This window comes from Peribacillus sp. NPDC097224, from assembly GCF_044761985.1.
Lineage (GTDB): Bacteria > Bacillota > Bacilli > Bacillales > DSM-1321 > Peribacillus.
In genome coordinates this window covers 156377-181690 of sequence record NZ_JBIWDK010000001.1, presented here as the reverse complement: position 1 = coordinate 181690, position 25314 = coordinate 156377, and the positions used below count along the sequence as shown (strand labels likewise).

Annotated in this window: 28 protein-coding genes; 9 read left to right on the top strand and 19 right to left on the bottom strand. The window is 41.2% G+C overall.

The annotated features are described in order from the left end of the window. Positions 1-130: 130 nt before the first annotated feature. Positions 131-280, bottom strand: a complete 150-nt coding sequence (rpmG, locus tag ACIQXR_RS00925; protein ID WP_028391797.1) for a 50S ribosomal protein L33 — start codon at positions 278-280, stop codon at positions 131-133. Between the two features lie 115 nt (positions 281-395). Next, complete coding sequence (locus ACIQXR_RS00920; RefSeq protein ID WP_402869511.1) at positions 396-1004, bottom strand: hypothetical protein; 609 nt, start codon at positions 1002-1004, stop codon at positions 396-398. A 431-nt stretch (positions 1005-1435) separates the two neighbouring features. Between ACIQXR_RS00920 and ACIQXR_RS00915 the strand changes: the two genes are divergently transcribed. After that, a complete protein-coding gene (locus tag ACIQXR_RS00915; RefSeq protein ID WP_402869513.1) occupies positions 1436-1831 on the top strand; it encodes a hypothetical protein in 396 nt (131 codons plus the stop codon). After that, positions 1824-2285 (top strand): hypothetical protein, encoded by a 462-nt coding sequence (locus ACIQXR_RS00910; RefSeq protein WP_402869515.1) that lies wholly within the window; start codon positions 1824-1826, stop codon positions 2283-2285. The genes ACIQXR_RS00915 and ACIQXR_RS00910 overlap by 8 nt, the downstream gene beginning before the upstream one ends. A 65-nt stretch (positions 2286-2350) precedes the next feature. Here ACIQXR_RS00910 and phoU read toward each other — a convergent pair whose 3' ends face one another. The 9 genes from phoU to ACIQXR_RS00865 all read right to left on the bottom strand — a co-directional run bounded on the left by phoU (position 2351) and on the right by ACIQXR_RS00865 (position 12005). Further along, positions 2351-3004, bottom strand: coding sequence for a phosphate signaling complex protein PhoU (gene phoU, locus ACIQXR_RS00905; RefSeq protein ID WP_402869517.1), 654 nt, complete (start codon positions 3002-3004; stop codon positions 2351-2353). Positions 3005-3023: 19 nt separating this feature from the next. After that, the gene (pstB, locus tag ACIQXR_RS00900; protein ID WP_402869518.1) at positions 3024-3863 is read right to left on the bottom strand and encodes a phosphate ABC transporter ATP-binding protein PstB; all 840 of its coding nucleotides are present in this window, start codon (positions 3861-3863) and stop codon (positions 3024-3026) included. Continuing rightward, positions 3863-4741 carry a phosphate ABC transporter permease PstA gene (pstA, locus tag ACIQXR_RS00895; protein ID WP_402869520.1) on the bottom strand — a complete coding sequence of 293 codons (879 nt, stop codon included), beginning with the start codon at positions 4739-4741 and terminating at the stop codon, positions 3863-3865. Before pstA ends, pstB begins: the two co-directional genes overlap by 1 nt. Before the next feature lies 1 nt (position 4742). Continuing rightward, a complete protein-coding gene (gene pstC, locus ACIQXR_RS00890) occupies positions 4743-5642 on the bottom strand; it encodes a phosphate ABC transporter permease subunit PstC (RefSeq protein WP_402869889.1) in 900 nt (299 codons plus the stop codon). A 139-nt stretch (positions 5643-5781) separates the two neighbouring features. Then, positions 5782-6753, bottom strand: a complete 972-nt coding sequence (locus ACIQXR_RS00885; protein ID WP_402869521.1) for a PstS family phosphate ABC transporter substrate-binding protein — start codon at positions 6751-6753, stop codon at positions 5782-5784. A gap of 216 nt (positions 6754-6969) precedes the next feature. Beyond that, positions 6970-9138 carry a peptidoglycan D,D-transpeptidase FtsI family protein gene (locus ACIQXR_RS00880; RefSeq protein WP_402869523.1) on the bottom strand — a complete coding sequence of 723 codons (2169 nt, stop codon included), beginning with the start codon at positions 9136-9138 and terminating at the stop codon, positions 6970-6972. A gap of 196 nt (positions 9139-9334) precedes the next feature. Next, entirely contained in the window at positions 9335-10555 is a 1221-nt protein-coding gene (locus ACIQXR_RS00875; RefSeq protein WP_402869525.1) for an MFS transporter, read from the bottom strand. 216 nt (positions 10556-10771) lie between these two features. Further along, complete coding sequence (gene sodA, locus ACIQXR_RS00870; RefSeq protein ID WP_402869526.1) at positions 10772-11380, bottom strand: superoxide dismutase SodA; 609 nt, start codon at positions 11378-11380, stop codon at positions 10772-10774. A gap of 139 nt (positions 11381-11519) precedes the next feature. Further along, the gene (locus ACIQXR_RS00865) at positions 11520-12005 is read right to left on the bottom strand and encodes a DUF456 domain-containing protein (protein WP_402869528.1); all 486 of its coding nucleotides are present in this window, start codon (positions 12003-12005) and stop codon (positions 11520-11522) included. Positions 12006-12155: 150 nt separating this feature from the next. Here ACIQXR_RS00865 and ACIQXR_RS00860 point away from each other — a divergent pair, with 150 nt between their 5' ends. The 3 genes from ACIQXR_RS00860 to ispG all read left to right on the top strand — a co-directional run bounded on the left by ACIQXR_RS00860 (position 12156) and on the right by ispG (position 14947). Continuing rightward, positions 12156-12929: a DUF1189 domain-containing protein gene (locus tag ACIQXR_RS00860; RefSeq protein ID WP_402869530.1), complete on the top strand. Its 774-nt coding sequence runs from the start codon at positions 12156-12158 to the stop codon at positions 12927-12929. A gap of 342 nt (positions 12930-13271) precedes the next feature. Next, positions 13272-13598 carry a LysM peptidoglycan-binding domain-containing protein gene (locus tag ACIQXR_RS00855; protein ID WP_402869532.1) on the top strand — a complete coding sequence of 109 codons (327 nt, stop codon included), beginning with the start codon at positions 13272-13274 and terminating at the stop codon, positions 13596-13598. Positions 13599-13831: 233 nt separating this feature from the next. Then, positions 13832-14947 carry a flavodoxin-dependent (E)-4-hydroxy-3-methylbut-2-enyl-diphosphate synthase gene (gene ispG / locus ACIQXR_RS00850; RefSeq protein WP_402869891.1) on the top strand — a complete coding sequence of 372 codons (1116 nt, stop codon included), beginning with the start codon at positions 13832-13834 and terminating at the stop codon, positions 14945-14947. Between the two features lie 88 nt (positions 14948-15035). Here the strand turns inward: ispG and ACIQXR_RS00845 are convergent, their stop codons facing one another. Next, positions 15036-15488, bottom strand: coding sequence for a DUF4190 domain-containing protein (locus ACIQXR_RS00845; RefSeq protein WP_402986271.1), 453 nt, complete (start codon positions 15486-15488; stop codon positions 15036-15038). 170 nt (positions 15489-15658) lie between these two features. Here ACIQXR_RS00845 and ACIQXR_RS00840 point away from each other — a divergent pair, with 170 nt between their 5' ends. Continuing rightward, on the top strand, positions 15659-16243 hold the full coding sequence (locus tag ACIQXR_RS00840) for a 5' nucleotidase, NT5C type (protein ID WP_402869536.1): 585 nt from the start codon (positions 15659-15661) through the stop codon (positions 16241-16243). A 39-nt stretch (positions 16244-16282) separates the two neighbouring features. Here the strand turns inward: ACIQXR_RS00840 and ACIQXR_RS00835 are convergent, their stop codons facing one another. Genes ACIQXR_RS00835 through ACIQXR_RS00825 form a run of 3 tightly spaced genes read right to left on the bottom strand, consistent with a single transcriptional unit; the run spans position 16283 to position 18338 of the window. Next, a complete protein-coding gene (locus ACIQXR_RS00835) occupies positions 16283-16705 on the bottom strand; it encodes a Fur family transcriptional regulator (RefSeq protein WP_402869538.1) in 423 nt (140 codons plus the stop codon). Between the two features lie 13 nt (positions 16706-16718). Beyond that, entirely contained in the window at positions 16719-17552 is an 834-nt protein-coding gene (locus tag ACIQXR_RS00830; protein ID WP_402869540.1) for a metal ABC transporter permease, read from the bottom strand. Between the two features lie 21 nt (positions 17553-17573). Beyond that, complete coding sequence (locus ACIQXR_RS00825; RefSeq protein ID WP_402869541.1) at positions 17574-18338, bottom strand: metal ABC transporter ATP-binding protein; 765 nt, start codon at positions 18336-18338, stop codon at positions 17574-17576. A gap of 206 nt (positions 18339-18544) precedes the next feature. Here ACIQXR_RS00825 and ACIQXR_RS00820 point away from each other — a divergent pair, with 206 nt between their 5' ends. Next, positions 18545-18805, top strand: a complete 261-nt coding sequence (locus ACIQXR_RS00820) for a DUF2624 family protein (RefSeq protein ID WP_402869544.1) — start codon at positions 18545-18547, stop codon at positions 18803-18805. 81 nt (positions 18806-18886) lie between these two features. Here ACIQXR_RS00820 and ACIQXR_RS00815 read toward each other — a convergent pair whose 3' ends face one another. Then, positions 18887-19783 carry a deoxyribonuclease IV gene (locus ACIQXR_RS00815; RefSeq protein ID WP_402869547.1) on the bottom strand — a complete coding sequence of 299 codons (897 nt, stop codon included), beginning with the start codon at positions 19781-19783 and terminating at the stop codon, positions 18887-18889. A 14-nt stretch (positions 19784-19797) separates the two neighbouring features. Then, positions 19798-21111 carry a DEAD/DEAH box helicase gene (locus ACIQXR_RS00810; protein ID WP_402869550.1) on the bottom strand — a complete coding sequence of 438 codons (1314 nt, stop codon included), beginning with the start codon at positions 21109-21111 and terminating at the stop codon, positions 19798-19800. 421 nt (positions 21112-21532) lie between these two features. On the opposite strand from ACIQXR_RS00810, the gene vrrA reads away from it, so the two are divergent. After that, the gene (gene vrrA, locus ACIQXR_RS00805; RefSeq protein WP_402869552.1) at positions 21533-22228 is read left to right on the top strand and encodes a VrrA/YqfQ family protein; all 696 of its coding nucleotides are present in this window, start codon (positions 21533-21535) and stop codon (positions 22226-22228) included. 123 nt (positions 22229-22351) lie between these two features. Further along, positions 22352-23299, top strand: coding sequence for a 4-hydroxy-3-methylbut-2-enyl diphosphate reductase (locus ACIQXR_RS00800; protein WP_402869554.1), 948 nt, complete (start codon positions 22352-22354; stop codon positions 23297-23299). 45 nt (positions 23300-23344) lie between these two features. Here the strand turns inward: ACIQXR_RS00800 and ACIQXR_RS00795 are convergent, their stop codons facing one another. Then, on the bottom strand, positions 23345-24463 hold the full coding sequence (locus ACIQXR_RS00795) for a Nif3-like dinuclear metal center hexameric protein (RefSeq protein ID WP_402869556.1): 1119 nt from the start codon (positions 24461-24463) through the stop codon (positions 23345-23347). Next, complete coding sequence (locus ACIQXR_RS00790; RefSeq protein ID WP_402869558.1) at positions 24460-25167, bottom strand: tRNA (adenine(22)-N(1))-methyltransferase; 708 nt, start codon at positions 25165-25167, stop codon at positions 24460-24462. The genes ACIQXR_RS00795 and ACIQXR_RS00790 overlap by 4 nt, the downstream gene beginning before the upstream one ends. Positions 25168-25314 lie beyond the last annotated feature (147 nt).

Here is a 25314-nt window from a genome sequence, read left to right as displayed (position 1 = left end):
AGTCTACTACTATCAGTATCTCATAAAATGAACTCATTTACGAAAGCCGAAATAGAAAGTTGTCGAATTTTAGGATTAATGGCTAAAAGGGAAAAAAGCAAAAAAAAAAACAACAGGAAAATCCTGTTGCTTACTTTGTTTCGCGGTGAGTTGTGCTGCGTTTTTCTCTTGAGCAGTATTTTTTAAGCTCAAGACGGTCTGGATTGTTACGTTTATTTTTTTTAGAAATATAGTTACGGTCTCCACATTCAGTGCAAGCTAATGTAATATTTACGCGCATGTGTATTTCCCTCCAAACATATTGACTTTTTCACATAGGACTTTTCTATAATAGCATTATTTATTGTGAAATGCTAGTATGTTTTTCGGGAAAAATTAATTTAACTTTTTTTTTCCTAGTTCTCGCCGTTTTTCATGGTTTGAAGAAGATTGTGATTCAAGAGTTTTGCTTCTTCTTTTGTTTCAGCATGTATGGCCCATGCCACTACTTCCACACATTCCTTTGGCAGGATTTCCGTTTCCAGGGTGAACATACTGGTGACCTCCCCTTTGGCAAGTGGTGAGTAAGCAAGGATCCCTTCTTTCAACGATTTAAAACATCCTTCTTGATAGAGACTCCCTTTCCCCTGAATACAGTATTGTGAAATACCTTTCCCCTTTACAACTCCTCCTAATAGGGCAATCGACTGCGTCGCAACATGTAGGATTGCCCGCTCACCCGGACTGTAAAAAGCGACCGCTTGCTTTTCGAAAGCGTTTTCATAATGAAAGAACATCTTTGGATATTTAGGCTCAAAGGACGTATTTCTTATCGTGAACTTTGAAAATGTTATTTTTCCTTGGGTAAACGTTTGTAAAAGCGACCTTATTTCCCCGCCGGGATGACTCATCATATCCTCTTCAGGATACCAATCAAAACTCTCGTCCATCCATAGCCCCGCCTTTAACCCCTTTCGAAATACTTCCCGGTTATCCTGTGGCATATATGCGGATAATGAACTCATAAAAATCATCCCTTTCTCTTTTCGAATTTATATCACTCTTAACGATAGGCGCTGACAGTGACACTCAATCTCTCATAATCCTACACACTAATTTTAAGAAAGGCTTTACCTTGTTTAAGAAATAAAACTATTTGATTTTTCAGTTTATTTTATTACATTTATGTTAGCATTGAATTCGCCAATGAACAATAAACACATTTTGTCGAAATTTATTTACTTTAGAAATAAAGGGATTTACATCAAAATTATTATCCATATTTATTTTTTTTTATAAAAACGAGTGCATTTTCGACAAATAGCGAATGAAAATCCGTCAGATTAGGAAAAGAAATGCTATTTTAAAAATATAATAAAAGGAAAATCACCAAATTTTTAATAAATATGTGTAAAATAGATGTAAATGTCGAAAATTTTCTCCCTGAGGTGAAAACATGCAAATCTTAATTATTCTATTATTCTCATTGGCAATCATCCTTCTTATTATTTCTTTTTTCAAACAAGACAAGGTTGCTAAATTAGAAGAAAATCTAGAACAAATGACTATAACCTATATGCAGGATATCTACCAATTGAAGAAAAAGGTGAAGATTCTTGAAGAGGAATTTGTGATCCAGGACGGGCCAGACCACTCTGAGGCAAACCGTCTCAAAGCAACCACTCCTTCAAATGACAGGGAGTCCATTCATAAAATCTTAAAGAGCCAGGTTCTTTCTTTATACAACCAAGGACTTTCACTGGACCAGATCGCCAAACAATCCTCTTTGACGAAAGAACAAACCCTTTCAGTCATTGAAGAATATGGATTGCGGGGAAAAGAAGATGAATAAAGTGACTCTTCAGGCCTTTTCAGCAGGCCTCATTGTTTCCACAACAATCTTTGCTGGTTTTTATTATATGACGGAGCCCAACGAAGAAACTGGACCGACTGTGGAAGAAGCTAAGAAATTGCTGAATGAAAAAGGCTATCTCGTATCCTTGCAGAAAGACGAAAGGCTAAATTCCGAAAAAGAAGAAAAAAGGATCGACAAGGAGGAGAAGAAACAAGAGAAAGAGGTTCCCAAAAAAAATAATCCTGTTGTTTCCTATACCTTAGAAGTGAAAGCCAATATGACTACACTAGAAATAGCAACGAAACTGGAAAAGGAAAAAATCATCGATGACGCTGCACGTTTTGAGTCTTACGTTGAAGATCAGGGCTTCTCCAAGAACATTCAGATTGGCGAATTTGTCGTCACGGATAACATGACCTATCGACAATTGGCCAAGACACTGACACAATAATGATAAAAGAGAGACTTTGAATGGCTGCCGGCCAGGCAAAGTCTCTCTTTTAAAACTGCCTATATTCAATCCCTGCGGCTGATATAACGCCCCCTCACAAGGAAGTATATATTTTCGGCAATATTCGTTGTATGATCAGCCGTTCGTTCTAGATAGCGGGCAATGAAGGAAAGTTGAGTCACCTGTTGTAGGTTTTTTTCATCCGACAATCTTAGGAGACTTCGGATCATATCCCCATAGAAACGATCGACCTCATCGTCCATTTCAATGATTTCTCGCGCTAAAGTAATATCTTCCCTCTCAAAGGCATCAATGGAAAGTTCAATCATCTTCAGTGTGATATCATACATCTCTTTCAATGAAGTTATCGGAAGAATGAAAGGCTGATCACCGATTCGTATGGCCGATTTGGCTATATTAACGCCAAAGTCTGCCATTCTCTCCATATCGGATGCAATTTTGATGGCAGCAATAATCCTCCGTAAATCGATGGCAACCGGTTGTTGTTTAGCAATTAGGAGAATGGCGAAGTCGTTAATTTCCTCTTCCAATAAATCTGCTTTCGTATCATCCTCGATGACTCCAAGCGCTTCTTCAAAATCCCTGTTCTCGAGTGCCATAAATGATTTAGTGATTGCGCCTGATGCCAATTCAGCCAACTCAACGATTTTCCCTTGTAATTCTTTTAACTGAAGTTCGAAATTTTCGCGTACAATCATGCATCTGCCCCCTTTTCTCTCATCCAAACCTACCTGTAATATAATCTTCGGTCCTCTTATCATGCGGGTTCGAGAAGATGGTATCGGTGTCGTCATACTCGATGACTTCTCCATTTAGAAAGAAAGCCGTTTTATCAGAGATTCGGGCCGCTTGCTGCATATTATGGGTAACGATTATAATACTAAAATCTTTTTTTAGCTCTTGGATCAATTCTTCAATTTTTAATGTGGAAATCGGATCGAGCGCTGATGTCGGTTCATCCATTAAAATGACATCAGGTTCAATGGCGAGACACCGAGCGATACAAAGTCGCTGTTGTTGCCCACCTGAGAGTCCATATGCATTTTCTTGAAGACGGTCTTTTACTTCATCCCAGATGGCAGCACCTCTTAAACTTTTTTCCACTATTTCGTCCAAAATCTTTTTATTCTTGATACCATGAAGTTTCGGTCCATATATCACATTCTCATAGATTGATTTAGGGAAAGGGTTCGGTTTTTGAAAAACCATACCCACCTGCGTTCTCAAATCCTCCACTTTATAAGATTGATCCAGGATATTACGGTTCCGGTATTTAATCTGTCCTGTCGTCCTTACGCCTGGAACAAGTTCGATCATCCGGTTCAACGTTTTGATAAAGGTGGATTTCCCACATCCTGACGGACCGATGATTGCGGTCACCTCATTCTCATGCATATCAAGATCAATATTTTTCAATGCATGGTTTTCCCCATACCATAGATTGAGCCCTGCTGTTTTATATACGGGAGCCCTTGAAGAAACAGGCTTTTTTTCATTTTTAATTAGTGGAACCTCTTGATTCGCTAAGGTCATGTTCATATTATCTTCTCCCCCCATCAGTATCTTTTCTGAAATTTATTTCGGATTACCACAGCAATTGAATTCATGAAAATGAGCAGAATGAGCAACACGATGATTCCTGCTGCAGCCACCTGTTGAAATTCTTCCTGAGGACGCGATGTCCAGTTATAGATTTGCATAGGGAGCACCGTAAACGTATCCATGACTGATTGCGGTAAAAAGGCAATGAATAATGGAATGCCGACCACCACCAATGGAGCGGTTTCTCCGATTGCCCGGGATAAAGCAAGGATCCCACCTGTTAAAATCCCTGGTATCGCTGCTGGCAGGACCACTTTCCAGATGGTCTGCCATTTGGTGGCACCCATTCCATAAGAAGCATCTCGTAATTCACGAGGTACAGCCCTAATGGCTTCCTGTGCCGCTACAATGATGACTGGCAGGACGAGTAGGCTCATCGTTAGTCCTGCTGCCAAAATGGAGCGATCCAAGGCCAAAGCCCTGACGAAAACCGTCAAACCAAGCAATCCGAATACAATGGAGGGAACTCCCGCCAGGTTAGATATATTAACTTTGATGAATGTGGTGATCCAATTCCTTTTCGCATATTCCTCCAAATAGATGGCCGTCCCAACCCCCAACATAAGAGCAACCGGTGCAACGACGGCCATCAGCCATAATGAACCAATGAGAGCAGCCTTTACCCCAGCTTCTTCAGGTTTTCGGGAAGCGAAGTTCTGGAGGAAATCCCCATTCAAGGGACCAATCCCTTGAGTAAATATCCGATAGAATAAGATGGCTAAGATCAGGAGCCCAAATAAGGTTGCCAAGAAGAATAACCCTTTACAGATTGAGTTAATCGCCAGTCGGACAGGCATTTTCTTTGCTACAAGACCTTTATTTATCAGTTTCATGTCAATATTCCTCCCTGTACCTGCGGGAGATGAACTGCGCCAGCAGATTCATGATTAGCGTAAAAGCGAACAGTGTCATTCCGACCGCATAGATGCTGTAGTATATCGTTGTTCCATACCCAGCATCCCCACTACTGACCTGCACGATATAGGCTGTCATCGTTTGAATCGATGAGGTGACGTCCATGCTCACGCTAGGAGTCGAACCACCTGCCACACTCACGATCATCGTCTCTCCTATTGCTCTCGAGATAGCCAGGACGATGGAAGCCACAATGCCGGATACAGCAGCTGGCAGGACCACCTTTATCGTCGTTTCAAGCTTTGTGGCACCTAGAGCATATGCACCCTCACGGATCGATTTCGGTACCGAGATAAGTGCATCTTCCGATAAAGAGGCTATCATCGGCATGATCATGATTCCTACGACGATCCCAGGGCTTAGCGCATTGAACATTTCCAGGAAGGGGAAGAGATCACGCAAAACCGGTGTAACGAAGGTCAAGGCAAAGAATCCGTAAACGATAGTGGGAATCCCCGCTAACACTTCTAGAATCGGCTTTATCACTCTCCGCGTTTTCTCCGATGCATATTCACTCAAGAAAATGGCAGTGGCAAGTCCTACGGGGACCGCAACTAGCGAGGCTATTACCGCTATCTTCAGTGTACCTACAACAAGTGGCATAATTCCATAAGAAGGAGTGGCGGCAAAAGGTAACCACTTACCATTTGTAAAAAATTCAACGATCGATACCTTCTCAAAAAATATAAACGTCTCAAAAATAAGGGTAAAGACAATTCCAATGGTCGTGAAGACCGATATGGCCGCTGTTAGGAACAGCATGACCGGAATCAGCTTTTCCAGATTGAACCTTTTTTTATTTTTTCTCTCCAGGATCATTCGCTGTACAGAATAGGCTTCTGCTTGTTTCAGTTCCAAAATGCATCCTCCATTTCAAACACGCAATATTTGAATGACCATCCGTTCCCCGCTCTGAATTCAGATGAGGAGACGGAAAGGAGTGACATGATTAAACCGTCTATTCCTTTAGTTCTTTCAATTTATCAAGATCCTTTTTATACTCCTCTTCCGGAAGGCTGATGTACCCTACTTCTTCAGATAGTTCTCCCGCATTTTCAATCATGAATTCCGTATAATCCGCTACTTGTTCCTTCTCTGCTACTGATTTGTTTGCTACATAGGTAAATAAGGGACGGGACAAAGGAGCATAGTCCCCACTTTTAATCGTTTCATGGGTTGGCTCAACGGCCCCATTTCCATTATCGATCGAGATGACCTTTAATTTCTCCTTATTCTCTGCATAGTACGCGAATCCAAAGAACCCTATGGCATTCTTATCCCCCTCTACTCCTTGAACCAAGACATTATCATCTTCGGAAAGTGTCGCGTTCTCCACCATCGGTTTTTCCTCGAGTATGACTTCATTGAAATAATCGTATGTGCCTGAGTCTGTACCCGGGGAATAAAACTTAATCTCTTCCTTTGGCCATTCCGGACGTATATCAGACCATTTCTTCACGGTTCCATTATCAACCCATAGTTCTTTTAGTTCCTCGACTGTCATGTGTTCAATAAAATCATTATCTTTGTTGACCACTATCGAGATGCCATCAAACGCTAATTTCAATTCTGTATATTCAATACCTTTTTCATCGATCAATTTACTTTCTTCCTCTTTGACAGGTCGGGACGCATTCGTTAAATCCGTTTCACCGGCAATGAATTTTTTAAATCCCCCGCCCGTTCCTGAAGATCCTACAGAAACTTTCACATCCGGTTGTTCAGCCATATATTCTTCCGCAACTGCCTCTACTATGGGAAATACAGTAGAAGAACCATCCATGATGACTTCCCCTGCCAATGAAGATGAGCTAGAGCCTTCCCCTTTTGCACCGCTTGTTTTAGTCGAATCATCCGCACCACAACCAGCCGCAATGGCTATCACTCCACCCATTACTACAGTCATCGCCATCCCCTTGAAATATCTCATGCGTAAGTCCCCCTAATATTTTTTTATGATTAATTTGTCCTACATACAAATCATACGATTACTCTGTAAACCTCGTATAAAGGAATTGTAAATATTCAGTAAATGATTGTTCACCTAGTGTAAAGATGCTAAGAGAAAAGTGGTTGCACCCTGAACATCCCCATTTGAACATAAAAAACACGCTTTGGGTTGATCCCAAAAGCGTGTATCTTTTCTTTATTCGTCTTGACTATCTCTTATTTCAGCTTGCTCTTTTTGAATCTCTTTACCGTTCTCAACTTTCAAATCGGTTGATGCATTCGTATCTTTTTTCTCGGTCCGCTCTTTTTTCAGCTTGAAATAAGTATCCATGATTTCCGCACCAATTTCTTTACTCATGGAATGACCTGAATGTCCCTGATATGCCCAAGGAACGACAACAGCAAATGCAACTTCCGGGTTTTCGGCTGGAGCATAACCCACAAGCGTGATATTCATCGTGGCTTGAGGCTCGCTATAATCCAATCTACTCGGACCATCATAGAATGCTTCCGCCGTACCTGTTTTGGCCGCTACTGTATAAGACTTATTTCCAAAGTAAGAATAAGCGGTTCCGCCTACTTCCATCGTTACCTTTTCAAAGCCCTTTTGTACACGGGTAATCCATTCATCCTTCATATCAAGACGATTCAGGACAGTTGGTGAAACTTCTTCGGAAATGGGACCCAATTCATCATTTTCATCAACCGGATCACGTATTTCCTTAACAATGTGGGGTTCCATACGGTTCCCGCCATTGGCAATCGTGGACACATACTGCGCAAGTTGCATAGGAGTGTATGTATCATACTGACCGATAGCAAAATCCAGTAATTTACCCGGAGTTGTTTCGGAACCCTTGAAACCATTCATTTCCATCGGGAGATCGATTCCCGTACGAACCCCTAAACCAAACTGGGCAAACGAATTTCGCATCGTTGAAAATGCACTGGATTTAATGTTTAAAGGCTCATTCGGCACATAATGTGCACCTGCAATATTAATGGCGGTCCTGAACATATAAACGTTGGAAGAGACTTTTAAAGCCGTTAAATCGTTTATGTTCCCGAAATTGCTATAAGATCCTTTTTCCTTTGTACCTTTGATCTTCAACTTTGTATCATAGAAGAATGTTCCGGGCTGAATGGCTCCTTGTTGATAACCAGTCAAAACAGTCGCACCCTTCACAGCAGAACCCATCGTATAAGAAGTCGTGATGTTTCCTAATGCGAAATCATTAATGGACCTTTTTCCCGTCTTTTCATCCTTGTCATATTTTTTACCTGCCATCGTTAAAACTTCTCCCGTTTTCGGATCCATCATCACGACAAACGCTCTATCCAAGAATTTTGTGTTCCCCATCTTTTTCTTGCTGATTAAATGCTTTTCAATGATTTCCTCTGTTGCCAACTGTAAATCCATATCAACCGTCAACACCAGGTCTTTCCCACGCTGTCCTTCAGTAATGACTTCTGAATCCACAACGTTTCCTGATTTATCGGTTACATTCTTCACTTTTGCCTTTTGGCCTTGGAGGACATCTTCATATTGCAACTCAATATAACTTTTACCCACACGGTCATTCCGGCTGTAATCACGTGCTAAATAATAATCAAGGCTTTCGCTAGGCAATCCTTCTTCTGAAGAAGAAACCTTTCCTAGCACAGACTTAAGCGTTTTATTATAGGTATAGAACCTGTCCCAATCGGTTGAAATATCCACACCTGGAAGCGAATCGAGATTTTCACTCACCCTTGCAAACTCTTCCTTGGTTACTTTCTTGTTTTTCACGATTTGTGGAGTCAGTGCATAACCACTGGCGAACTCCCTATAAATCGCCAGGACTTCCATTTCCTTTTTGGAAAGCTTCATTTCTTCTTCTGTAATACGTTCGAGCTGTAGCTTGTACAAATCAGCTTCTTCAAGCTCTCCCTCTTCTACCTTTTTTCTTTCTTTATCCGTAATCTTTTTCTCCGCAAGCTCTGGATTACGCAGGATCCAAAAATCCTTTTTATCACGATCCGTGACCTTATCGGCTTCTTTATCAATCAACTTAGCTAGCTTCTCGGCCGTTTCAACCATTTCTATTTGTTTCGTACCTTGCTTTCTTGTATATGTAATTGCATCCAGCGGCTGATTGTCGACCATCAATTTCAAATTCCGGTCATACATTTTGCCACGAGGCACCGAATTATTCACGGTTACTTCTTCTGTTCTTTCAATCTCGCGTCGGTAATCATCGCCGTATACGATCTGTACGACACCCAAACGCAAAATCAGACCAGAAAACAAAACAAATACTAAAAAGAAAAGAACATTCAATCTGAAAGGTACATGCGTCTTTTTCTTTTTCTTTGTATTTACCACACCAAGCCACACTTCCTTTATCCATAGTCATGATAGTCCTATACTATTCTATAGAACAATTTTGTTTTTTTCTACCTTCATGTTCTAGAAATATTAGACACATAAAGAAAATCTAGCCCAAAAGCACGCTCAAGCCGTTCATTCGCGTTTTTTTACCACCATCTTACAATAAAAAAAGGCCCTCCAAGGCCTTTTTTCATTCTCGATCATAGATATCGATTTTCCTCACAAACCAATAAATGATCAAATGTCCCGCACCAACGATTAACAAATAGAAGGGCAAGCTCTCTTTTAAATCAAAGCTCATGACCATCCAGATAAAACCTACTACAGAAACAATCCTTCCAAGATGAACGAACAGTTCACGGACAACCACGTATTCAATTCGCATTTTAGCTGCATCCTTAGCCCTTCCTATGATGTCATAGGTCAAAGAAATATATGGAACAAGCAACAGCGGATATGCTCCTGCAACGATGGCCCCATAAACGAGAAGCTTACCGAATGTCACATCGAAAGCGATGAGCCAGACTCCCATATAAAGAAAGATGCCTCCGATAAGGATTGCTTTCTTCCGCATGGGTTGTTTTATGTACCGCGAAACAAAAAAATAAGCAATGAAGGACACCGCTGAATTCAATAGTCCATAGCTCCCTATAGCCAGTTCACTTCCCGTTTGTACAAAGATGGTGATGGATATGATGAACATGAACGTTCCTTCCCGAAGCCCCTGAAAAAAATGGGCACGGGTGATCATACGCCAGTTCTTATCATTTTTTCTTTCTTTCCATACTCTCATAAAAAAGTATTTTCCGTGAGCAGGGCGTCTATTCAAGGAAAAGCTCAGAAAAACGGCAATGGTAAACAGTAATAATGATAAACCAAAAATGATTGTATACCCCGTGAACTTTTCGAGCCTTGATATAATAAACCCTGAAAGGATAGGACCAATCATGCCCCCAAAGGAATGTAGAGCCCCTAAAACACCGTTGAAGAAGTCTCTCGTATCCGGTTCAGTAATTTCAAAAGTCAAAACATTAAACGCCAGCCAATAAAACCCATAGCCAATCCCTAGCAAGGCCCCCAATAGAAAAAGAAAATCCGTGGCCCTCGTTCCTACCAAAAGGACTGTCAAATAAAACAAAGCCATGAAACTTACGCCTAACCTTAAAACGATAATTCGGTCGACCTTTTTGGCTAACCGTCCGGCAAATACAAAAGTAATTGGTTGGAAAAGAACCACACTTAAATTGTAAACGGCAATATCAATAATTTGACCGGATTGTTTCCACAGATACACATTAACAAATGTATTGGATAAAGCGACACTCAGGCTATATAATCCGCCAATCAGCAAGAGAAGCTGCAAATCCTTCTTCGCTCCCGCCTCTCCCTTCCATTTCACTAAAATACCCATTGTTTTAACTCCCCTTCAAATTCCACTCTAGTGTTTGAAAAAACAATGGCATTTATGTGAGAAAGGAAAAGAAAACTGATGAATCGGCTTTCCCAAGCGGGCCAATCTCTTTAGATTATCCAAGAGGAATAAGTAAGTTGTAAACGATTAGTTCCCATAAAACAAATAAGGCGGAAATCCCCGAAAGGATTTCCGCCTTATTATTAGTGCGTATAATTATTTAGCTGCGCTGTAACGTTTTGCAACTTCATCCCAGTTAACAACATTCCAGAAAGAATTGATGTATTCAGGACGACGGTTTTGGTAGTTCAGGTAATAAGCATGTTCCCAAACATCTAATCCAAGAAGTGGAGTCTTTCCTTCAGATAATGGGTTGTCTTGGTTTGGTGTGCTAGTAACTTCTAATTCACCGTTGTTAACGGCAAGCCATGCCCAACCAGAACCGAAACGAGTAGTTGCCGCTTTAGCGAACTCCTCTTTAAAGCTGTCAAAGCTTCCAAATTTAGAAGTGATAGCGTCTGCCAATTCACCAGTTGGTTGTCCGCCACCGTTTGGTGAAAGGATTTCCCAGAATAATGAGTGGTTAGCATGTCCGCCACCGTTATTGCGTACAGCTGTACGTACAGCTTCTGGTACTGCGTCTAGGTTAGCAACGATTTCTTCAACGCTTTTGCTTTGAAGCTCTTCGTTTCCTTCTAGCGCCTTGTTTAAGTTTGTCACATACGTATTGTGATGTTTAGTGTGGTGAATGTTCATTGTTTCTTTGTCAATGTGTGGTTCTAACGCATCGTATGCGTAAGGTAATTGTGGAAGTTCGAAAGCCATAATAAAATTCCTCCCTATGTAAGCTGTTTTTTGGGGCTCTAGTCATCTTCAGATTCCTAAAGCTCGTTAGCATTAGATTACCAAATTTTCTTATCCGTTTCAAATCTTATGCCTATATTTATTTTCATTTTATAGTTCCTTAGGCGAAGATCACGAATAAAAAGTACCCAATCATCAAAAGTTGGATGATTCCTTTAGTGAAAATGCTGCTTATGAAGCCTACCACGGAACCAAGGCCGATTTTTGATGCCGTAACCACATCTTTTTTATGGAAAAGGATCTCGGCCAGGAATGCTCCAATGAAGGGCCCAATCAATATTCCCACAAATGGAATCACAAAAGGACCGACAATGAGCCCGATTGTACTGCCCCAAACACCCGCCTTAGTCCCTCCGTATTTTTTGATGCCGACCATATTCGCAATATAGTCCGCAGAAAATAAAAGAACGACAAACAAAACTTGGACCGTCCAGAAAAACCAACCAAAAGGCTCAAAGGAATAAAAAAGTCCATATAACAAAATCCCTGCGAATATGAATAATACGCTTGGGATGATGGGAAAAATCAAACCGACAAAACCGATGATGAACATCAGGATAATGATGATCCAAAATAGCGTATCCACAAATAAAACATCCCTTCTATTTTATACACCTTACCTCTTCATATTTGCCCGTTTATATGCGGTTGAAACCATTGAATGCTGATACAGGTTGTTTTATTCCATAACTCTAGTTAAAATTGAGGGGAATATCATAAGATAGGTGCTGAAATCATGAACATATTCAAACAACTATGGGTGAGCCTCTATTCACCGAAAGATATCGGTTCCTTTCAAAACCAGGGAATTGGTAAGACAATTTTATATGTATTTTTCTTGAGCCTCATATTCTTCCTTCCTTCCGCATTTTACTTAGGTACAATGATTACGAATGGAATAAACGCGATTTCAGAAACTGTCTCGGAGGAAATGCCTGATTTTGAAATTAAAAATGGAACGCTAACCTCTGCTGACAAAGAGCCATTCGTCTTGAAAAAAGACAACTACCAAATATTCGTGGATGGCACTGGTTCCTTAACTCCAAAAGATGTTTCCGAAAAAACGGATGAAGCAGTGGCCCTTTTAAAATCCGAACTTGTATTTGTATCGAATGGCAATATACAAACTTCTCCTTATTCACTCTTAGAAGGAAATAATGAAGATTTATACAAATGGATCCATTCCGTGGAATCCGTCCTACCGATCATCCTGCCGTTGCTTCTCCTGACTTTATATTTATTCACGGCTGCTGGAACATTCTTGAAAGTGACCATTCTTGCTGCATTCGGGACGATATTCCGGAGCACCATGGGGCGTTCAATATCGTATAGACACCTATGGAGGATTGCCGCATATAGCATCACGCTGTCCACTATTTTCTTCACAATCATGGACGCCTTTCAAGCAGAAGTCCCCTTCGCTTCCTTCATTAGCTGGTTCGTGTCGTTAATTATGCTTCACTTATCCATTAAAGAAACGAATGATAATCCTGAAGAAATAGGATCATAAGAATAAATCAAAACCAGACTTGCTCTTGCCTGTCTGGTTTTTTGTACAGGGCGTTATTCCATATGACACCCCTGCTCCCTAACCATATGTGACTGTAGTCATCATTTTTCCCGTTCACCTAAAATCGACAAACTATTCCCGAACATATGCCTATAATAAGAGTTTAATCAGTATATAAGGGGTGAAATGGCATGACCAAAGGGATTTTTGAATGAACTTCAAAAAGGACTGCCCAAACAAACTCTATTCAAAAGACACTCAGGAAAACCTGCCCAATTTCAGGCATAATACACCATCCTCCCAAATATATATGTATGAAAGACCATATTGGGGGATGAAATAATGAAAAGGTTACTGATGTTTTTCTCAATTTGTTTCATTCTATTTATCATTTATTTCGACATGACTACAGGAACTTTACCCACCTCCCCATCGTCAGCAACTTCAGTTCAGCCATCCAAGCCCGTAAGTAAACCTTCGGCCCCTTCAATCGCATATAAAGAAGTCCTCATCAAACCTGGAGATACCTTACTCTCCATCATGGAAAATGAAAGGGGAGCATCAAACAAGCCAATTGAAGAAGTCATATCAGATTTCCAAAGTTTGAATGAAGGGTTAAAACCTGAAAATATGCAGATTGGTAAAACGTACAAAGTACCCACATACTAATAAACCGTAATGATATATCTATCTTATCCGATGCTGGGATTGATGTCTTCTAGAAATAGCCGGAACTTCAATCGAGAAAATCTCGACTGAAAAGAGTATACTTACTTCATAATAAAAAAGTAATGCGTCCTATTCCTTGTCAAGCGGTATGGACATTGATACAATATTTTAGTGAACTAAATGAAAAATCAAAATTGATTTTTTCCTAAAGGAGAGAATTCCACTTGAGTGAAATCATACATCGTACTAAAACGCGGCCAATTAAAGTTGGAAACTTAACAATCGGCGGCAATAACGAAGTAATCATCCAAAGCATGACAACAACTAAAACACATGATGTTGAAGCAACCGTTGCAGAAATCCTTCGTCTTGAAGAAGCAGGTTGTCAAATTGTACGTGTGGCCTGCCCGGATGAAAGAGCGGCTGATGCCATCCCTGAAATTAAAAAACGCATCCATATTCCACTTGTGGTCGATATCCATTTTGACTATAAGCTAGCCTTGAAAGCGATCGAAGGCGGAGCGGACAAAATACGGATTAACCCTGGGAATATCGGACGCCGAGAAAAAGTGGAAGCAGTAGTAACAGCTGCCAAAGCTAAAGGCATTCCGATTCGTATCGGTGTCAATGCAGGTTCTCTTGAAAAGAAAATCCTCGACAAATATGGCTATCCAACAGCAGATGGAATGGTCGAAAGTGCATTGCACCACATCAAGATCCTGGAAGATCTTGATTTCCATGACATCATCGTGTCAATGAAGGCATCCGATGTTACTTTGGCAGTCGAAGCTTATGAAAAAGCTTCAAGAGCTTTTGATTATCCATTACATCTGGGAATTACTGAGTCGGGCACCCTCTTCTCCGGTACGGTTAAAAGTGCGGCTGGACTCGGCGCCATCCTTAGCCAGGGTATAGGTAGCACACTCCGCGTATCGTTGAGCGCAGACCCTGTAGAAGAAGTGAAAGTAGCAAGGGAGCTCCTTAAAGTATTCGGGCTTGCTTCTAATATGGCCACACTAATCTCTTGCCCTACTTGTGGACGAATTGAAATCGACCTTATCTCCATCGCAAATGAGGTCGAGGAGTATATCCAGACGATTAAAGCACCAATCAAGGTATCTGTCCTAGGTTGTGCAGTGAATGGTCCTGGTGAAGCACGTGAGGCTGATATAGGCATTGCCGGAGCACGAGGCGAAGGTTTACTGTTCAGAAAAGGGAAAATCGTCCGTAAAGTACCTGAAGAAACCATGGTTGAGGAATTAAAAATAGAAATCGACAAAATCGCCGAAGAGTATTATGCAAAGCAAAGAGCTGAAGCAGAAGAAGCGGCTAATGCGGTCATTAAATAGGTAAAAAAGCCCTGATTAGAATCAGGGCTTTTTTGTTTCCACAAAAAAGCTGTCTCCGCTACAAACGGAAACAGCAAAAACATGCTCCTTAAAAGAACGGCAGGATGAATATGCCCACAATGATGGAAACTGCACTTATACCTATAGCCCATGAGCCCATGCTCGATCCCCTTTTACGGGCTGAAAAACCAATAATGATCCCAAGGATCCCCAATATAAAGGGCATCATGAACAACGAGAGAATGGAAATGATTAACGCAATGGCCCCTATACCTGTTCCACCCGATGCTTTACCAGAAGCATCCGACCGTCCATTCATTTTACTTTCATTAGGAATGGTGGAAATCTCGGCAGAAGTTTCTTCCTGATAACGACTATCCTGGACTGAAGTATCGTTTCTTTTTTGATAAGCCCTTTGCTCTACCGCATTTTCTTCTGTATAGTACCGCTCATGATGTTCATCATCCACGACAACCACTGGATCTTTTCCCGCTTCAGTTGAATGATCCTTGTCAATAATGGAGTATTGATCTTCTTCCATTGATCCATCACTCACTTTCGTTTTTAGGAGCATTTATAGTATATGTATAATAGCTAATAACCCTCATGATAAAGGTTGCATGTCTTGGTTTAAATATGTATTGTTTCCAATGGCTTGTTTGAATATGATACACTAAAATAACTGTTGCTGAAAATGAGGAGAGAGTCATCATGAAAAAAAGATTTGGTATCGATATTGACGGGACCATAACAAGACCCGATACCCTAGTTCCCTATTTAAATAAAGCTTTTCAATTAAATTTAGCTTATGAAGACATTAATGAATATGATTTATTCCCTTTCGTCAATGTACCCAAAGAAGACTTCACAAAATGGTTCATCGAAACCGAACCGACCATTTATTCGGAATCCTTAATGGCTGAAGGGGCAAAGGACATTCTCGAGGACTGGATGAAGCACGCTGATTTATATTTCATCAGTGCCAGGAGTGACCGCCTTCTTGATGTAACAAAAGACTGGTTTACGAAGAACCAGGTCCAATACAGTCATCTGGAGTTAGTCGGTTCCCATGATAAAGTCGCCACAGCCAAAAAATACGCCGTGGATCTCTTTCTAGAGGACAAGTATGACAATGCGGTCGCCATTTCTGAAGAATGTAATATCCCTGTCCTTTTATTCAATACACCATATAATCAAGGACCGGTACCAGAAAGGGTTTTCAGGGTGGATAACTGGATGGAAGCTTCTCAGTGGGTCAACCATTGGCTCCCCGATAAGCCGTTAAGCTTAAAATAGGATCGTAAAAAAACCATTGACAGGAGTCAATGGTTTTTTTTACGATCCTACCGATATACAGACGGGACAACGACCATAAATTTCGAATTTATGACCTGAAACCTCATAGTCCTTCAAACTTTCCTGAAGCTCCTGCATCGGGCATACTTCGATTTCCTTTGTCTTACCACAATTCAAACAAATGAAATGGTGATGATGGGAAGAATGTCCACAAGTGAAGCGAAAATGCTTTTCACCTTCCAATTCAGTTGTCTCAAAGATTCCAAGCTCGACAAACAAGGAAAGATTTCGATAAATTGTATCGAAGCTTAAGCCAGGATAATCTCGCTTCATATTCTCCAGTACATCTTTAGCGGTTAAATATTTATCACTTGAAGAAAAAAGAGCCAGCATTTCCTCTCTTTTTCCTGTATGTTTAAACCCTTTATCTTTAAGTAATTGCATGGCAGTTGTTACGTTCAAAAAATCACCCCACCTATCGATTTTTCCACTTATCCAATAAAATTGATAAGACAAGTATTAGCACTGCAATGATCACGATCGTTCCTCCTGGAGCAAGATCCATATTATAGGATATGAATAGTCCTCCCACGACAGAAATTTCCCCGAATATGACGGAAAAGGCAATCATCTGCTTAAAGCCTTTTGCAAAGCGAAGGCTTGCTGCCACAGGCAATGTCATAAGTGAAGATACCAGTAATATCCCGATAATCTTCATCGATGCAGCAATCACCAATGCCACCATCACGATAAAAATAAAATGAATGGCTTGATATGGGATACCTGAAGCCTTGGCATGTTCTTCATCAAAGGATAGTAAAAATAATTCTTTATATAACAAGGCTAACATCAAAGCGACTGCAATGCCCACTCCCATGATGAGATACAAGTCTGTACGGCTTACTGCACTGACACTTCCGAATAAATAACTGTATAAGTCCGTATTAAAACCATCTGCAACGGAAATGAAAATGACGCTAAGCCCCATGCCGCCAGCCATGATGATGGGTATGGCAAGCTCTTGATAATGCTTGTACACCCCTCTTAACTTTTCAATGAATAACGATCCTCCAACAGAAAAGGCCATCCCTATATAAAGCGGATTCAATCCGGCAAGAGAAAGAAAACTTTTCTGAAGCAATAAACTGAATGCAATTCCTGCTAGCGCTACATGACTAAGTGCATCGGAAATCATCGACATCCGTCTTACCACGACAAAAACGCCTACAAGTGGCGCAATCGCTCCGATGATGATCCCAGTCAAAAAAGCGTTCTGCAGAAATTCAAATTGCAATATCCCCGATATCATTGGGCTATCCTCCAAAACTTATTAATGATTATGGTTTAAAAACTGAACGCCATGTCCGTAAATGGAAGACAATTCTTCCTCATTCAGGCCATTGTATTCGACGGCATCGCCATGAAAATGAAGCACCTTGTTCAAACAGGCAACATGTGTGACTTTATCGGTCACAGTGCCGACATCATGTGTAACCAATATTAGGGTAATCCCCAATTTTTTATTTAGCATCTCAAGCATTTCGTAAAACTGATGGACATTTTTTGAATCAACACCAACAGTTGGTTCGTCCAAAATCAACAATTCAGGCTCACTGACAATTGACCGCGCAATAAACACCCTCTGCTGTTGACCTCCGGATAATTCACCGATGTTTCGGTTTTGATACTCGAGCATATCCACTGATTCCAGAGCATCCTTCACCTTTTTCTTGTCTTCTTTGCTTGCAAATTTGAACAGGCCGATTTTTTTTGTCAAACCGCTTTGAACCACTTCAAAAACGGTAGCAGGAAAACCGGAATTGAAGGAATTTGCCTTTTGAGAAACAAACCCTATCTTTTGCCAATCCCTAAAGCGTCGGATATCTTCCCCAAATAAATTAATTTTTCCTTTTTGGAGTTTAAATACACCAAGTAACAACTTCAACAGAGTGGATTTACCGGATCCATTCGGACCGACGATAGCTAAAAAGGCCCCTTTAGGTATTTCAAGTGATACATGCTCCAGCACTAAATCTTTTGTATATTTGTAAGATATATCTTCTAATTTAACGATGGGGTTGATTACATTGTCCAAAACTATCACCTTTTTTTTAAGAATCATTACGATTAACAAAGGTTAGTATAAATCAAAGATGTTCAGAAGTAAAGAATTCGCTCCAGACTTCACATGGTCTAACTGTTTAACAAAAACCATACATCCGTAAATTTCCAACAATCCGTGAACTTTCGAGTTCACATACCCTATCTTTCTTCATATGTTTTAAAGGAGGAGGAGATCGTATGAAATTATTCGAAATGATGGTCAACCATAAAATAAATCAGATACGCCCGGATGAACTACTTTCCCTTGCTAAACAACATCAGATTAGTCTAACACAAAAACAGGCAAGTGATATTACTGCACTGCTGGCCGGTAGAAACATCAATATATTCGATATTCGCCAAAGGCAAAACGTTCTTGGTCAAATCACCCAAGTGGCAGGAGCGAATACGGCCCGGGCAATCGAAACCCTTTTCAACAACCTTACAGCCAATATGTAAACAAGGGTAGCCGGTATCATCTAATTTCCTATGTAAAATAAGGGACGATTCATCGACATGCCGATGGATCGTCCCTTCTACTTACATTTGCAACATGATTTTTTCCAGTACACCCTCGTCGAATTGCTGGTTCTTAAGCATATCGATTTCGAATTTATACGGAGCCTTTTTATCCTTCTTGTCTTCTCCTACATAAGGAGTTTCCAGGATTTTTGGAACTTCGCTTAACTGAGGATGATGGACAATGTAATTCAACGCTTTAAAGCCGATATGTCCAAAACCAATATTCTCATGACGGTCCTTATGCGCACCACGGACATTTTTGCTGTCGTTGATATGGAGCACCTTGATTCGTTCAACGCCGATCAACTTATCAAATTCATTCAGGACTCCATCGAAATCTTCGACGATATTGTATCCAGCATCATGTGTATGACACGTATCGAAACATACAGATAGCTTATCGTTATGGATTACACCATCCATGATCATTGCCAATTCTTCGAAAGAACGGCCACATTCCGTACCTTTCCCTGCCATCGTTTCAAGGGCAATTTGCACTTTGTCATCTGCAGAAAGAACCTCATTTAAACCTTCAATGATTCTTTTAATTCCGATTTCAGTGCCTGCACCGACATGGGCACCAGGATGAAGGACGATCTGACCCGAACCGATTGCTTCCGTCCGATCGATTTCACTGCGCAAAAAATTGATTCCCAAGTCGAAAGTAGCTGGATTTGTGGTATTGGCAATATTGATTATATATGGAGCATGTACAACAATATCCGTTATCCCATTCTCCTCCATATGCAGTCTACCTGCTTCAATATTCAAATCCTCTATTTTCTTGCGTCTTGTATTTTGCGGGGCTCCTGTATAAACCATGAATGTATTGGAACCATATAAAGCCGCTTCCTGACTCGCAGCAAGTAGCATATTTTTCCCGCTCATTGAAACATGCGACCCAATCTTCAGCATCTAATTACTCCCTTTTATTTCTTTCTTTGTATGCGGCGTTCGCGTTTTTTAAAGTTTTCCACGTCACGTTGAATTTTCTTCTTGTAACCAGGTTTAACTTTAGACGGCTTCTTAACATGCCTGCTTGCCTTTACATCTATCTCTGATTTTTGTTTCTTACGATTTTTCCGTTTGTTACGTTCGTCTATATCTACCCAATCGCCATTTTGAATATCGGCATCATGGAATTCAATCCCCATCTTTTCAAGGCGGTTCAATGCATCTTCATCAGATGTACCATATATCGTTGCTGCAATTCCTGAGTATCCGGCGCGGGCAGTTCTTCCCGTTCTATGAATGTAGAAGTCCAGGTCCGTCGGTAATTCATAGTTAATGATATGACTGACACCTTCAATATCAATTCCGCGAGAAGCCAAATCAGTAGCGACAATGAATTGATACTCCAGATCATTGATTTGCTTCATCATTTTCTTACGATCACGAGGCGATAAATCTCCATGGATCCGGCCCACTTTCAATCCCTTTTCAATCAGGGAGTTGGCTACATGATCCGCCATTTTTTTCGTATTGGTGAAAACGATAGCCAAATACGGATTATAACGAACGATGATATCATGTAATAACTGCTCCCTGTTACGGTGACGAAGAGGTATCAGAACATGTTCAATCTTTGCGGCTGTCGCCTGTTTCGGATTAACTTGAACATATTTCGGGTTTTCCATATATTTATTCAAGAATGGCTTTAACTTTTCCGGAATGGTTGCCGAGAAAACAAGCATTTGAATTTTTTCCGCCATACGGGAAGCAAATTGGTCAACATCTTCAAGGAAGCCCATATCGAGCATAAGGTCCGCTTCATCAACAACAAGCATCGTAGCCGTATATACCTGAAGGGCTTGAGCCTCAACCAAATCCTTGATTCTTCCTGGAGTCCCAATGACCAACTGTGGCTGGGTCTTCAATTTATCGATCATACGCTGTTTATCGGTACCACCGATATAGCAACGTACTTGAATTTGCTCATCTTCAGGGAAATGGTCCGCAATTTTCAAAGCTTCTTTGTAGATTTGATTCGCTAACTCACGGGTTGGTGCGGAAATAATCGCTTGAACTTCATTTTTCCCAGCATCAAGCTTGTTCATAATCGGCAGCAAATAAGAATGAGTCTTCCCTGTACCTGTCTGCGACTGTCCAATTAAGCTACTTCCCTTTAAAAGCGACGGGAGCACGCGTTCCTGTATTTCCGTCGGCTTATCGAACCCTAAAGTACGAACTGCATCTAGAATGTAGCTTTTCAAATTAAATCGTTCAAATTGGTTTTGTTTCATCAAATATCTCCTTTATTCTTGTCTTTCATTAGACACGTCTTATTATTATAATAAATTTCATACAAAAAGCGCAAGCGTCTTGGTAGCTCGTGAAGAAAATAGGGATTGGCCCATAAGGCGTTTTTTGCCTTATGTGGTCCATCGTCTTTTTCACAGCGAGCTAGACGCTGGAGCTGGATTATACAAAAAGCGCAAGCGCTTTGGTCAGTTCTCTTAATGGACTCTTGCAAATGAAAAGCACCTGTCCTGGTCATAGCGTATCCCCCGCAGACATGGAGCAAAAAGACTACCGTTACCATCTTACCTTCTTTCCGACCACTTCACAACATTCCATCTATCCTTTCCTCAAACCTTTTTTACCATGCTGCATAATTTATAGGGAAGAACACATCAATACCTAAACCATAAAGAGGTGAAACCTATGTTCCAAGATAGAAACCGTTCCCCCGGTCCTGGATTCCAGCAACCTAATAATGGCCCAAGGATGCAGCAACCTAGACCCTTCAGGGGACCACAGTACCCAAACAGCAACCCTTTTCAGCCAATGAGGCCGCCTCAAGGAAGACCACAAGGACCACCGGGACCCCAACAAGGCTTCCGGGGAGGAGCCCCCTTCAATCAACAACAAAGACCAGAACAGCAACTTCCTAAGAAAGAAGGGATTTTAGCCAAGCTTCTAGGTAGGTCCAAACAACAAAATGCCGCTCCCCCAAACTTATTCGCACCAGCCAATTCCACTACCACTAGTTCTTCAAGAAGTAGTGGCGGCGGCATCCTGGAGAACTTAACCAAACCCGATTCACTCAACAATATGCTAAACAACACCCAAAAGGTATTGCAAGCGGCCGAGCAATTCACGCCAATGGTGCAGCAGTATGGGCCAGTAATTAAAAACCTCCCCTCCATGTGGAAGGTGTTCCGCAGCATATCATCAAGTGAAGAAACGGAAAAACCAGCAGAAGAAAACACCAATTTAACCACTTCTCCCAAGATTCAGGAACCCGAACCCGCTGTGAATAGCGATAAGCCAAAAATCGAATTAAACGTAGAACCGGCTGCCGAGGCTCTCCCCAAAAAGACAAGGAATCGATCATCCGGACCTAAACTTTATATTTAAACCATTATAAAATTGCGCCCGTGGCATCATTCATGAAATACGATATTTTGTAAAATCATCTATGGTCTTATATAATAGAAGGGAATACGCGTAAGTTTCTTGCCTTTGAAGGAGGACACATAGATGAAAGTAAATAAAATCTCCCCGCGGGGCTATTGCTATGGAGTAGTTGATGCCATGGTTATTGCCAGGAATGCGGCTTTAGATAAAACCTTGCCACGCCCTATTTACATTTTAGGAATGATCGTTCATAACAAGCACGTTACCGATGCTTTTGAAGAAGAGGGGATCATAACGCTAGATGGCAGTAACCGAAATGAAATCATCAATCAGGTGGAAACGGGAACTGTCATCTTTACCGCTCACGGCGTTTCCCCTGAGATTCGGAAGATTGCGAAGGAAAAAGGCCTTGTCACCCTTGATGCTACTTGTCCTGACGTTACCGCTACACATGACTTGATCAGGGAAAAAGAATCGGAAGGGTATCAAATCATCTATATCGGCAAAAAAGGACATCCTGAGCCAGAGGGAGCAGTTGGTGTAGCCCCTGATGTCGTTCACCTCGTGCAAAATGCTGAAGATGTCGAAGCCTTATCATTGAATAGTGAAAAGATCATTGTGACCAATCAAACGACAATGAGTCAATGGGATGTCCTGGACATCATGGAGAAGGTGAAGGAAAAGTTCCCCCATTCTGAGGTCCATAAAGAAATCTGTTTAGCCACACAGGTCCGTCAAGAGGCCGTAGCCCAACAAGCTGGAGAAGCGGATGTCCTTATCGTCGTTGGTGACCCAAAAAGCAATAACTCCAATCGGCTTGCACAAGTATCCGAAGAAATTGCAGGAACCACGGCTTATCGTATAGCCGATATTTCCGAGCTGAACCTCGAATGGTTAAAAGATGCCAAAACGGTGGCTGTCACTTCGGGAGCTTCCACGCCTACTCCTATAACGAAAGAGGTCATTAGATTCCTTGAACAATATGAACCTACTGACGAATCGACATGGGATACGGAAAAGAAAACACCCTTGCATAAAATCTTACCTAAAATCAAAGTAAAGAAAGCCTGAAAAAAAGGCAGCCACAAATGGTAGTGGCTGCCTTTTTCTGTCCTTTTATATAAATGTAAAAGGATCTGTATTGAGCTCAGAAGGTATGAATTCTACATCCAAATTTTTATTGACGCACATCTCATTCAAGATTCGAGCTACACCTTTTTTCATCACTTTCTCAACATTATGGCCCGGATCCACGATATTCAATCCAATCATCATGGCGTCGTGAGCCGTATGATAATACATATCACCCGTTACATACACATCGGCACCTTTAAACTTAGCGGTCGTGAAGTATTTATTTCCATCACCGCCAAGAACGGCAACTTTTTTTATGGTACTGTTCAGGTCTCCAACTACACGGACATTCTCCACTTCGAGAGTCTCTTTAACATGCTCGGCAAATTGTCCAAGGGACATTTCTTCTACAAGAACCCCGATTTTGCCTAGCCCCAAGGATTCGCCTTTGTTTTCCAACTTATAAATATCATAAGCCACTTCTTCATATGGATGGGCTTTGATCATCGCAGAAAGTATTTTTTTTTCAATGGGTTCGGGGAATATGGTTTCAATTCGTACTTCTGAAACCCTTTCAATCTTGCCTCGTTTACCAATCGACGGTTCACTGCCTTCCCCGGGTAAAAACCTGCCTGTACCCTCAACTGTAAACGAACAGTAGCTGTAATTCCCTAGCGAACCGGCTCCTGCCTTACCCAAGGCATCCCTTACCTTTTGTTCGTCCTCTTTTGGTACATACACCACTAATTTTCTTAGAGGGATTTCATGGGTAGGGACAAGGACCTCTGTATTTTGTAATTGCAATGCATCAGCAAGTAAATCATTTACACCGCCCTTGGCTACGTCCAAGTTAGTATGTGCGGCATAAACGGCAATATCATGCTTGATCAATTTCTCGATGATTCGGCCACTAGCCTTAGCTGTATCTATTTTCTTCAACGGCCGATAAATCAAGGGATGATGGGCAATGATCAGTTCGACACCTTTTTCTATCGCTTCATCCACCACTTCTTCCAGGACATCAAGTGCAATCATCACTTTTGAAACGGGCTTATTCAATTCCCCGACATGTAGTCCAATTGGATCCCCCTCCATTGCGTATCGTTTCGGAGAGAACTGTTCGAACATTTCAATAATCTGCATACCATTAGCTGTTTTCATCGTTTAAGCACCTCCTCAATGAATGAAATTTGCACTTCCATTTCCTTGCGCTTCGTTTCTAAGCCACTTCGGCCACTCGCATCCAATTGCTCAATGATTCTTTCGAAGTGCGCCTTCTCATGTTGCCATTTCTTTATGAAAGTATCACTGAATTTCTTTAACAGGAATGGCCCGAACATAAGCCCAACTTGCTTATTTTCATGATAGGGCTGAAGAGGGTCCCCTTTTTTCGCAATCAAGATTTCATAGATCTTTCCATCTTCCTCCAGAATATCTTCATCGATTAATTCCCAACCGTTATCAATTAGCCAATTACGAACGTTTAGGGCTCCTACATTGGGCTGAAGAATGAGTCTCTCCACCTTCCCCAACTTTTTTTTCCCATTTTCCAATATACTAGCGATTAATGTACCGCCCATTCCTGCGATAGTAACACATGTAGCTTCATCCGGTTTTAATACCTCAAGCCCATCGCCTTTACGGACTTCTATGAGGTCCTCTAATCCCGTTCCCTTCACTTGTTTAAGGGCAGACTGATAGGGACCTTCCACAACTTCACCCGCTATCGCACGGTCACAGAGCCCATTGGATACAGCATAGCAAGGCAGGTAAGCATGATCGGAACCGATATCGGCCAGAATGCTCCCTTTCGGTATATGTAACGCGACATTTTCTAATCTCTTTGATAATTTCTCGTGATTCATTATACTATCAACTCTCTTATTTCAAATTCATATTTATATCATTTCATTTCCCATTCGATTATAACAAGTTCCAAGGAAAAATTACAGAACGAGGACAACATGGGGGGATCCATCAGGGAAAAGGAGGAGGATACCGAAGATAAAAGA

What these genes read in the sequence shown, in the direction of transcription:
- rpmG (WP_028391797.1), bottom strand. Translation starts at nt 280, where the DNA reads ATGCGCGTAAATATTACATTAGCTTGCACTGAATGTGGAGACCGTAAC.
- ACIQXR_RS00920 (WP_402869511.1), bottom strand. Translation starts at nt 1,004, where the DNA reads ATGAGTTCATTATCCGCATATATGCCACAGGATAACCGGGAAGTATTT.
- ACIQXR_RS00915 (WP_402869513.1), top strand. Translation starts at nt 1,436, where the DNA reads ATGCAAATCTTAATTATTCTATTATTCTCATTGGCAATCATCCTTCTT.
- ACIQXR_RS00910 (WP_402869515.1), top strand. Translation starts at nt 1,824, where the DNA reads ATGAATAAAGTGACTCTTCAGGCCTTTTCAGCAGGCCTCATTGTTTCC.
- phoU (WP_402869517.1), bottom strand. Translation starts at nt 3,004, where the DNA reads ATGATTGTACGCGAAAATTTCGAACTTCAGTTAAAAGAATTACAAGGG.
- pstB (WP_402869518.1), bottom strand. Translation starts at nt 3,863, where the DNA reads ATGGGGGGAGAAGATAATATGAACATGACCTTAGCGAATCAAGAGGTT.
- pstA (WP_402869520.1), bottom strand. Translation starts at nt 4,741, where the DNA reads ATGAAACTGATAAATAAAGGTCTTGTAGCAAAGAAAATGCCTGTCCGA.
- pstC (WP_402869889.1), bottom strand. Translation starts at nt 5,642, where the DNA reads ATGATCCTGGAGAGAAAAAATAAAAAAAGGTTCAATCTGGAAAAGCTG.
- ACIQXR_RS00885 (WP_402869521.1), bottom strand. Translation starts at nt 6,753, where the DNA reads ATGAGATATTTCAAGGGGATGGCGATGACTGTAGTAATGGGTGGAGTG.
- ACIQXR_RS00875 (WP_402869525.1), bottom strand. Translation starts at nt 10,555, where the DNA reads ATGGGTATTTTAGTGAAATGGAAGGGAGAGGCGGGAGCGAAGAAGGAT.
- sodA (WP_402869526.1), bottom strand. Translation starts at nt 11,380, where the DNA reads ATGGCTTTCGAACTTCCACAATTACCTTACGCATACGATGCGTTAGAA.
- ACIQXR_RS00860 (WP_402869530.1), top strand. Translation starts at nt 12,156, where the DNA reads ATGAACATATTCAAACAACTATGGGTGAGCCTCTATTCACCGAAAGAT.
- ACIQXR_RS00855 (WP_402869532.1), top strand. Translation starts at nt 13,272, where the DNA reads ATGAAAAGGTTACTGATGTTTTTCTCAATTTGTTTCATTCTATTTATC.
- ACIQXR_RS00845 (WP_402986271.1), bottom strand. Translation starts at nt 15,488, where the DNA reads ATGGAAGAAGATCAATACTCCATTATTGACAAGGATCATTCAACTGAA.
- ACIQXR_RS00840 (WP_402869536.1), top strand. Translation starts at nt 15,659, where the DNA reads ATGAAAAAAAGATTTGGTATCGATATTGACGGGACCATAACAAGACCC.
- ACIQXR_RS00830 (WP_402869540.1), bottom strand. Translation starts at nt 17,552, where the DNA reads ATGATATCGGGGATATTGCAATTTGAATTTCTGCAGAACGCTTTTTTG.
- ACIQXR_RS00820 (WP_402869544.1), top strand. Translation starts at nt 18,545, where the DNA reads ATGAAATTATTCGAAATGATGGTCAACCATAAAATAAATCAGATACGC.
- ACIQXR_RS00815 (WP_402869547.1), bottom strand. Translation starts at nt 19,783, where the DNA reads ATGCTGAAGATTGGGTCGCATGTTTCAATGAGCGGGAAAAATATGCTA.
- ACIQXR_RS00810 (WP_402869550.1), bottom strand. Translation starts at nt 21,111, where the DNA reads ATGAAACAAAACCAATTTGAACGATTTAATTTGAAAAGCTACATTCTA.
- vrrA (WP_402869552.1), top strand. Translation starts at nt 21,533, where the DNA reads ATGTTCCAAGATAGAAACCGTTCCCCCGGTCCTGGATTCCAGCAACCT.
- ACIQXR_RS00800 (WP_402869554.1), top strand. Translation starts at nt 22,352, where the DNA reads ATGAAAGTAAATAAAATCTCCCCGCGGGGCTATTGCTATGGAGTAGTT.
- ACIQXR_RS00795 (WP_402869556.1), bottom strand. Translation starts at nt 24,463, where the DNA reads ATGAAAACAGCTAATGGTATGCAGATTATTGAAATGTTCGAACAGTTC.
- ACIQXR_RS00790 (WP_402869558.1), bottom strand. Translation starts at nt 25,167, where the DNA reads ATGAATCACGAGAAATTATCAAAGAGATTAGAAAATGTCGCGTTACAT.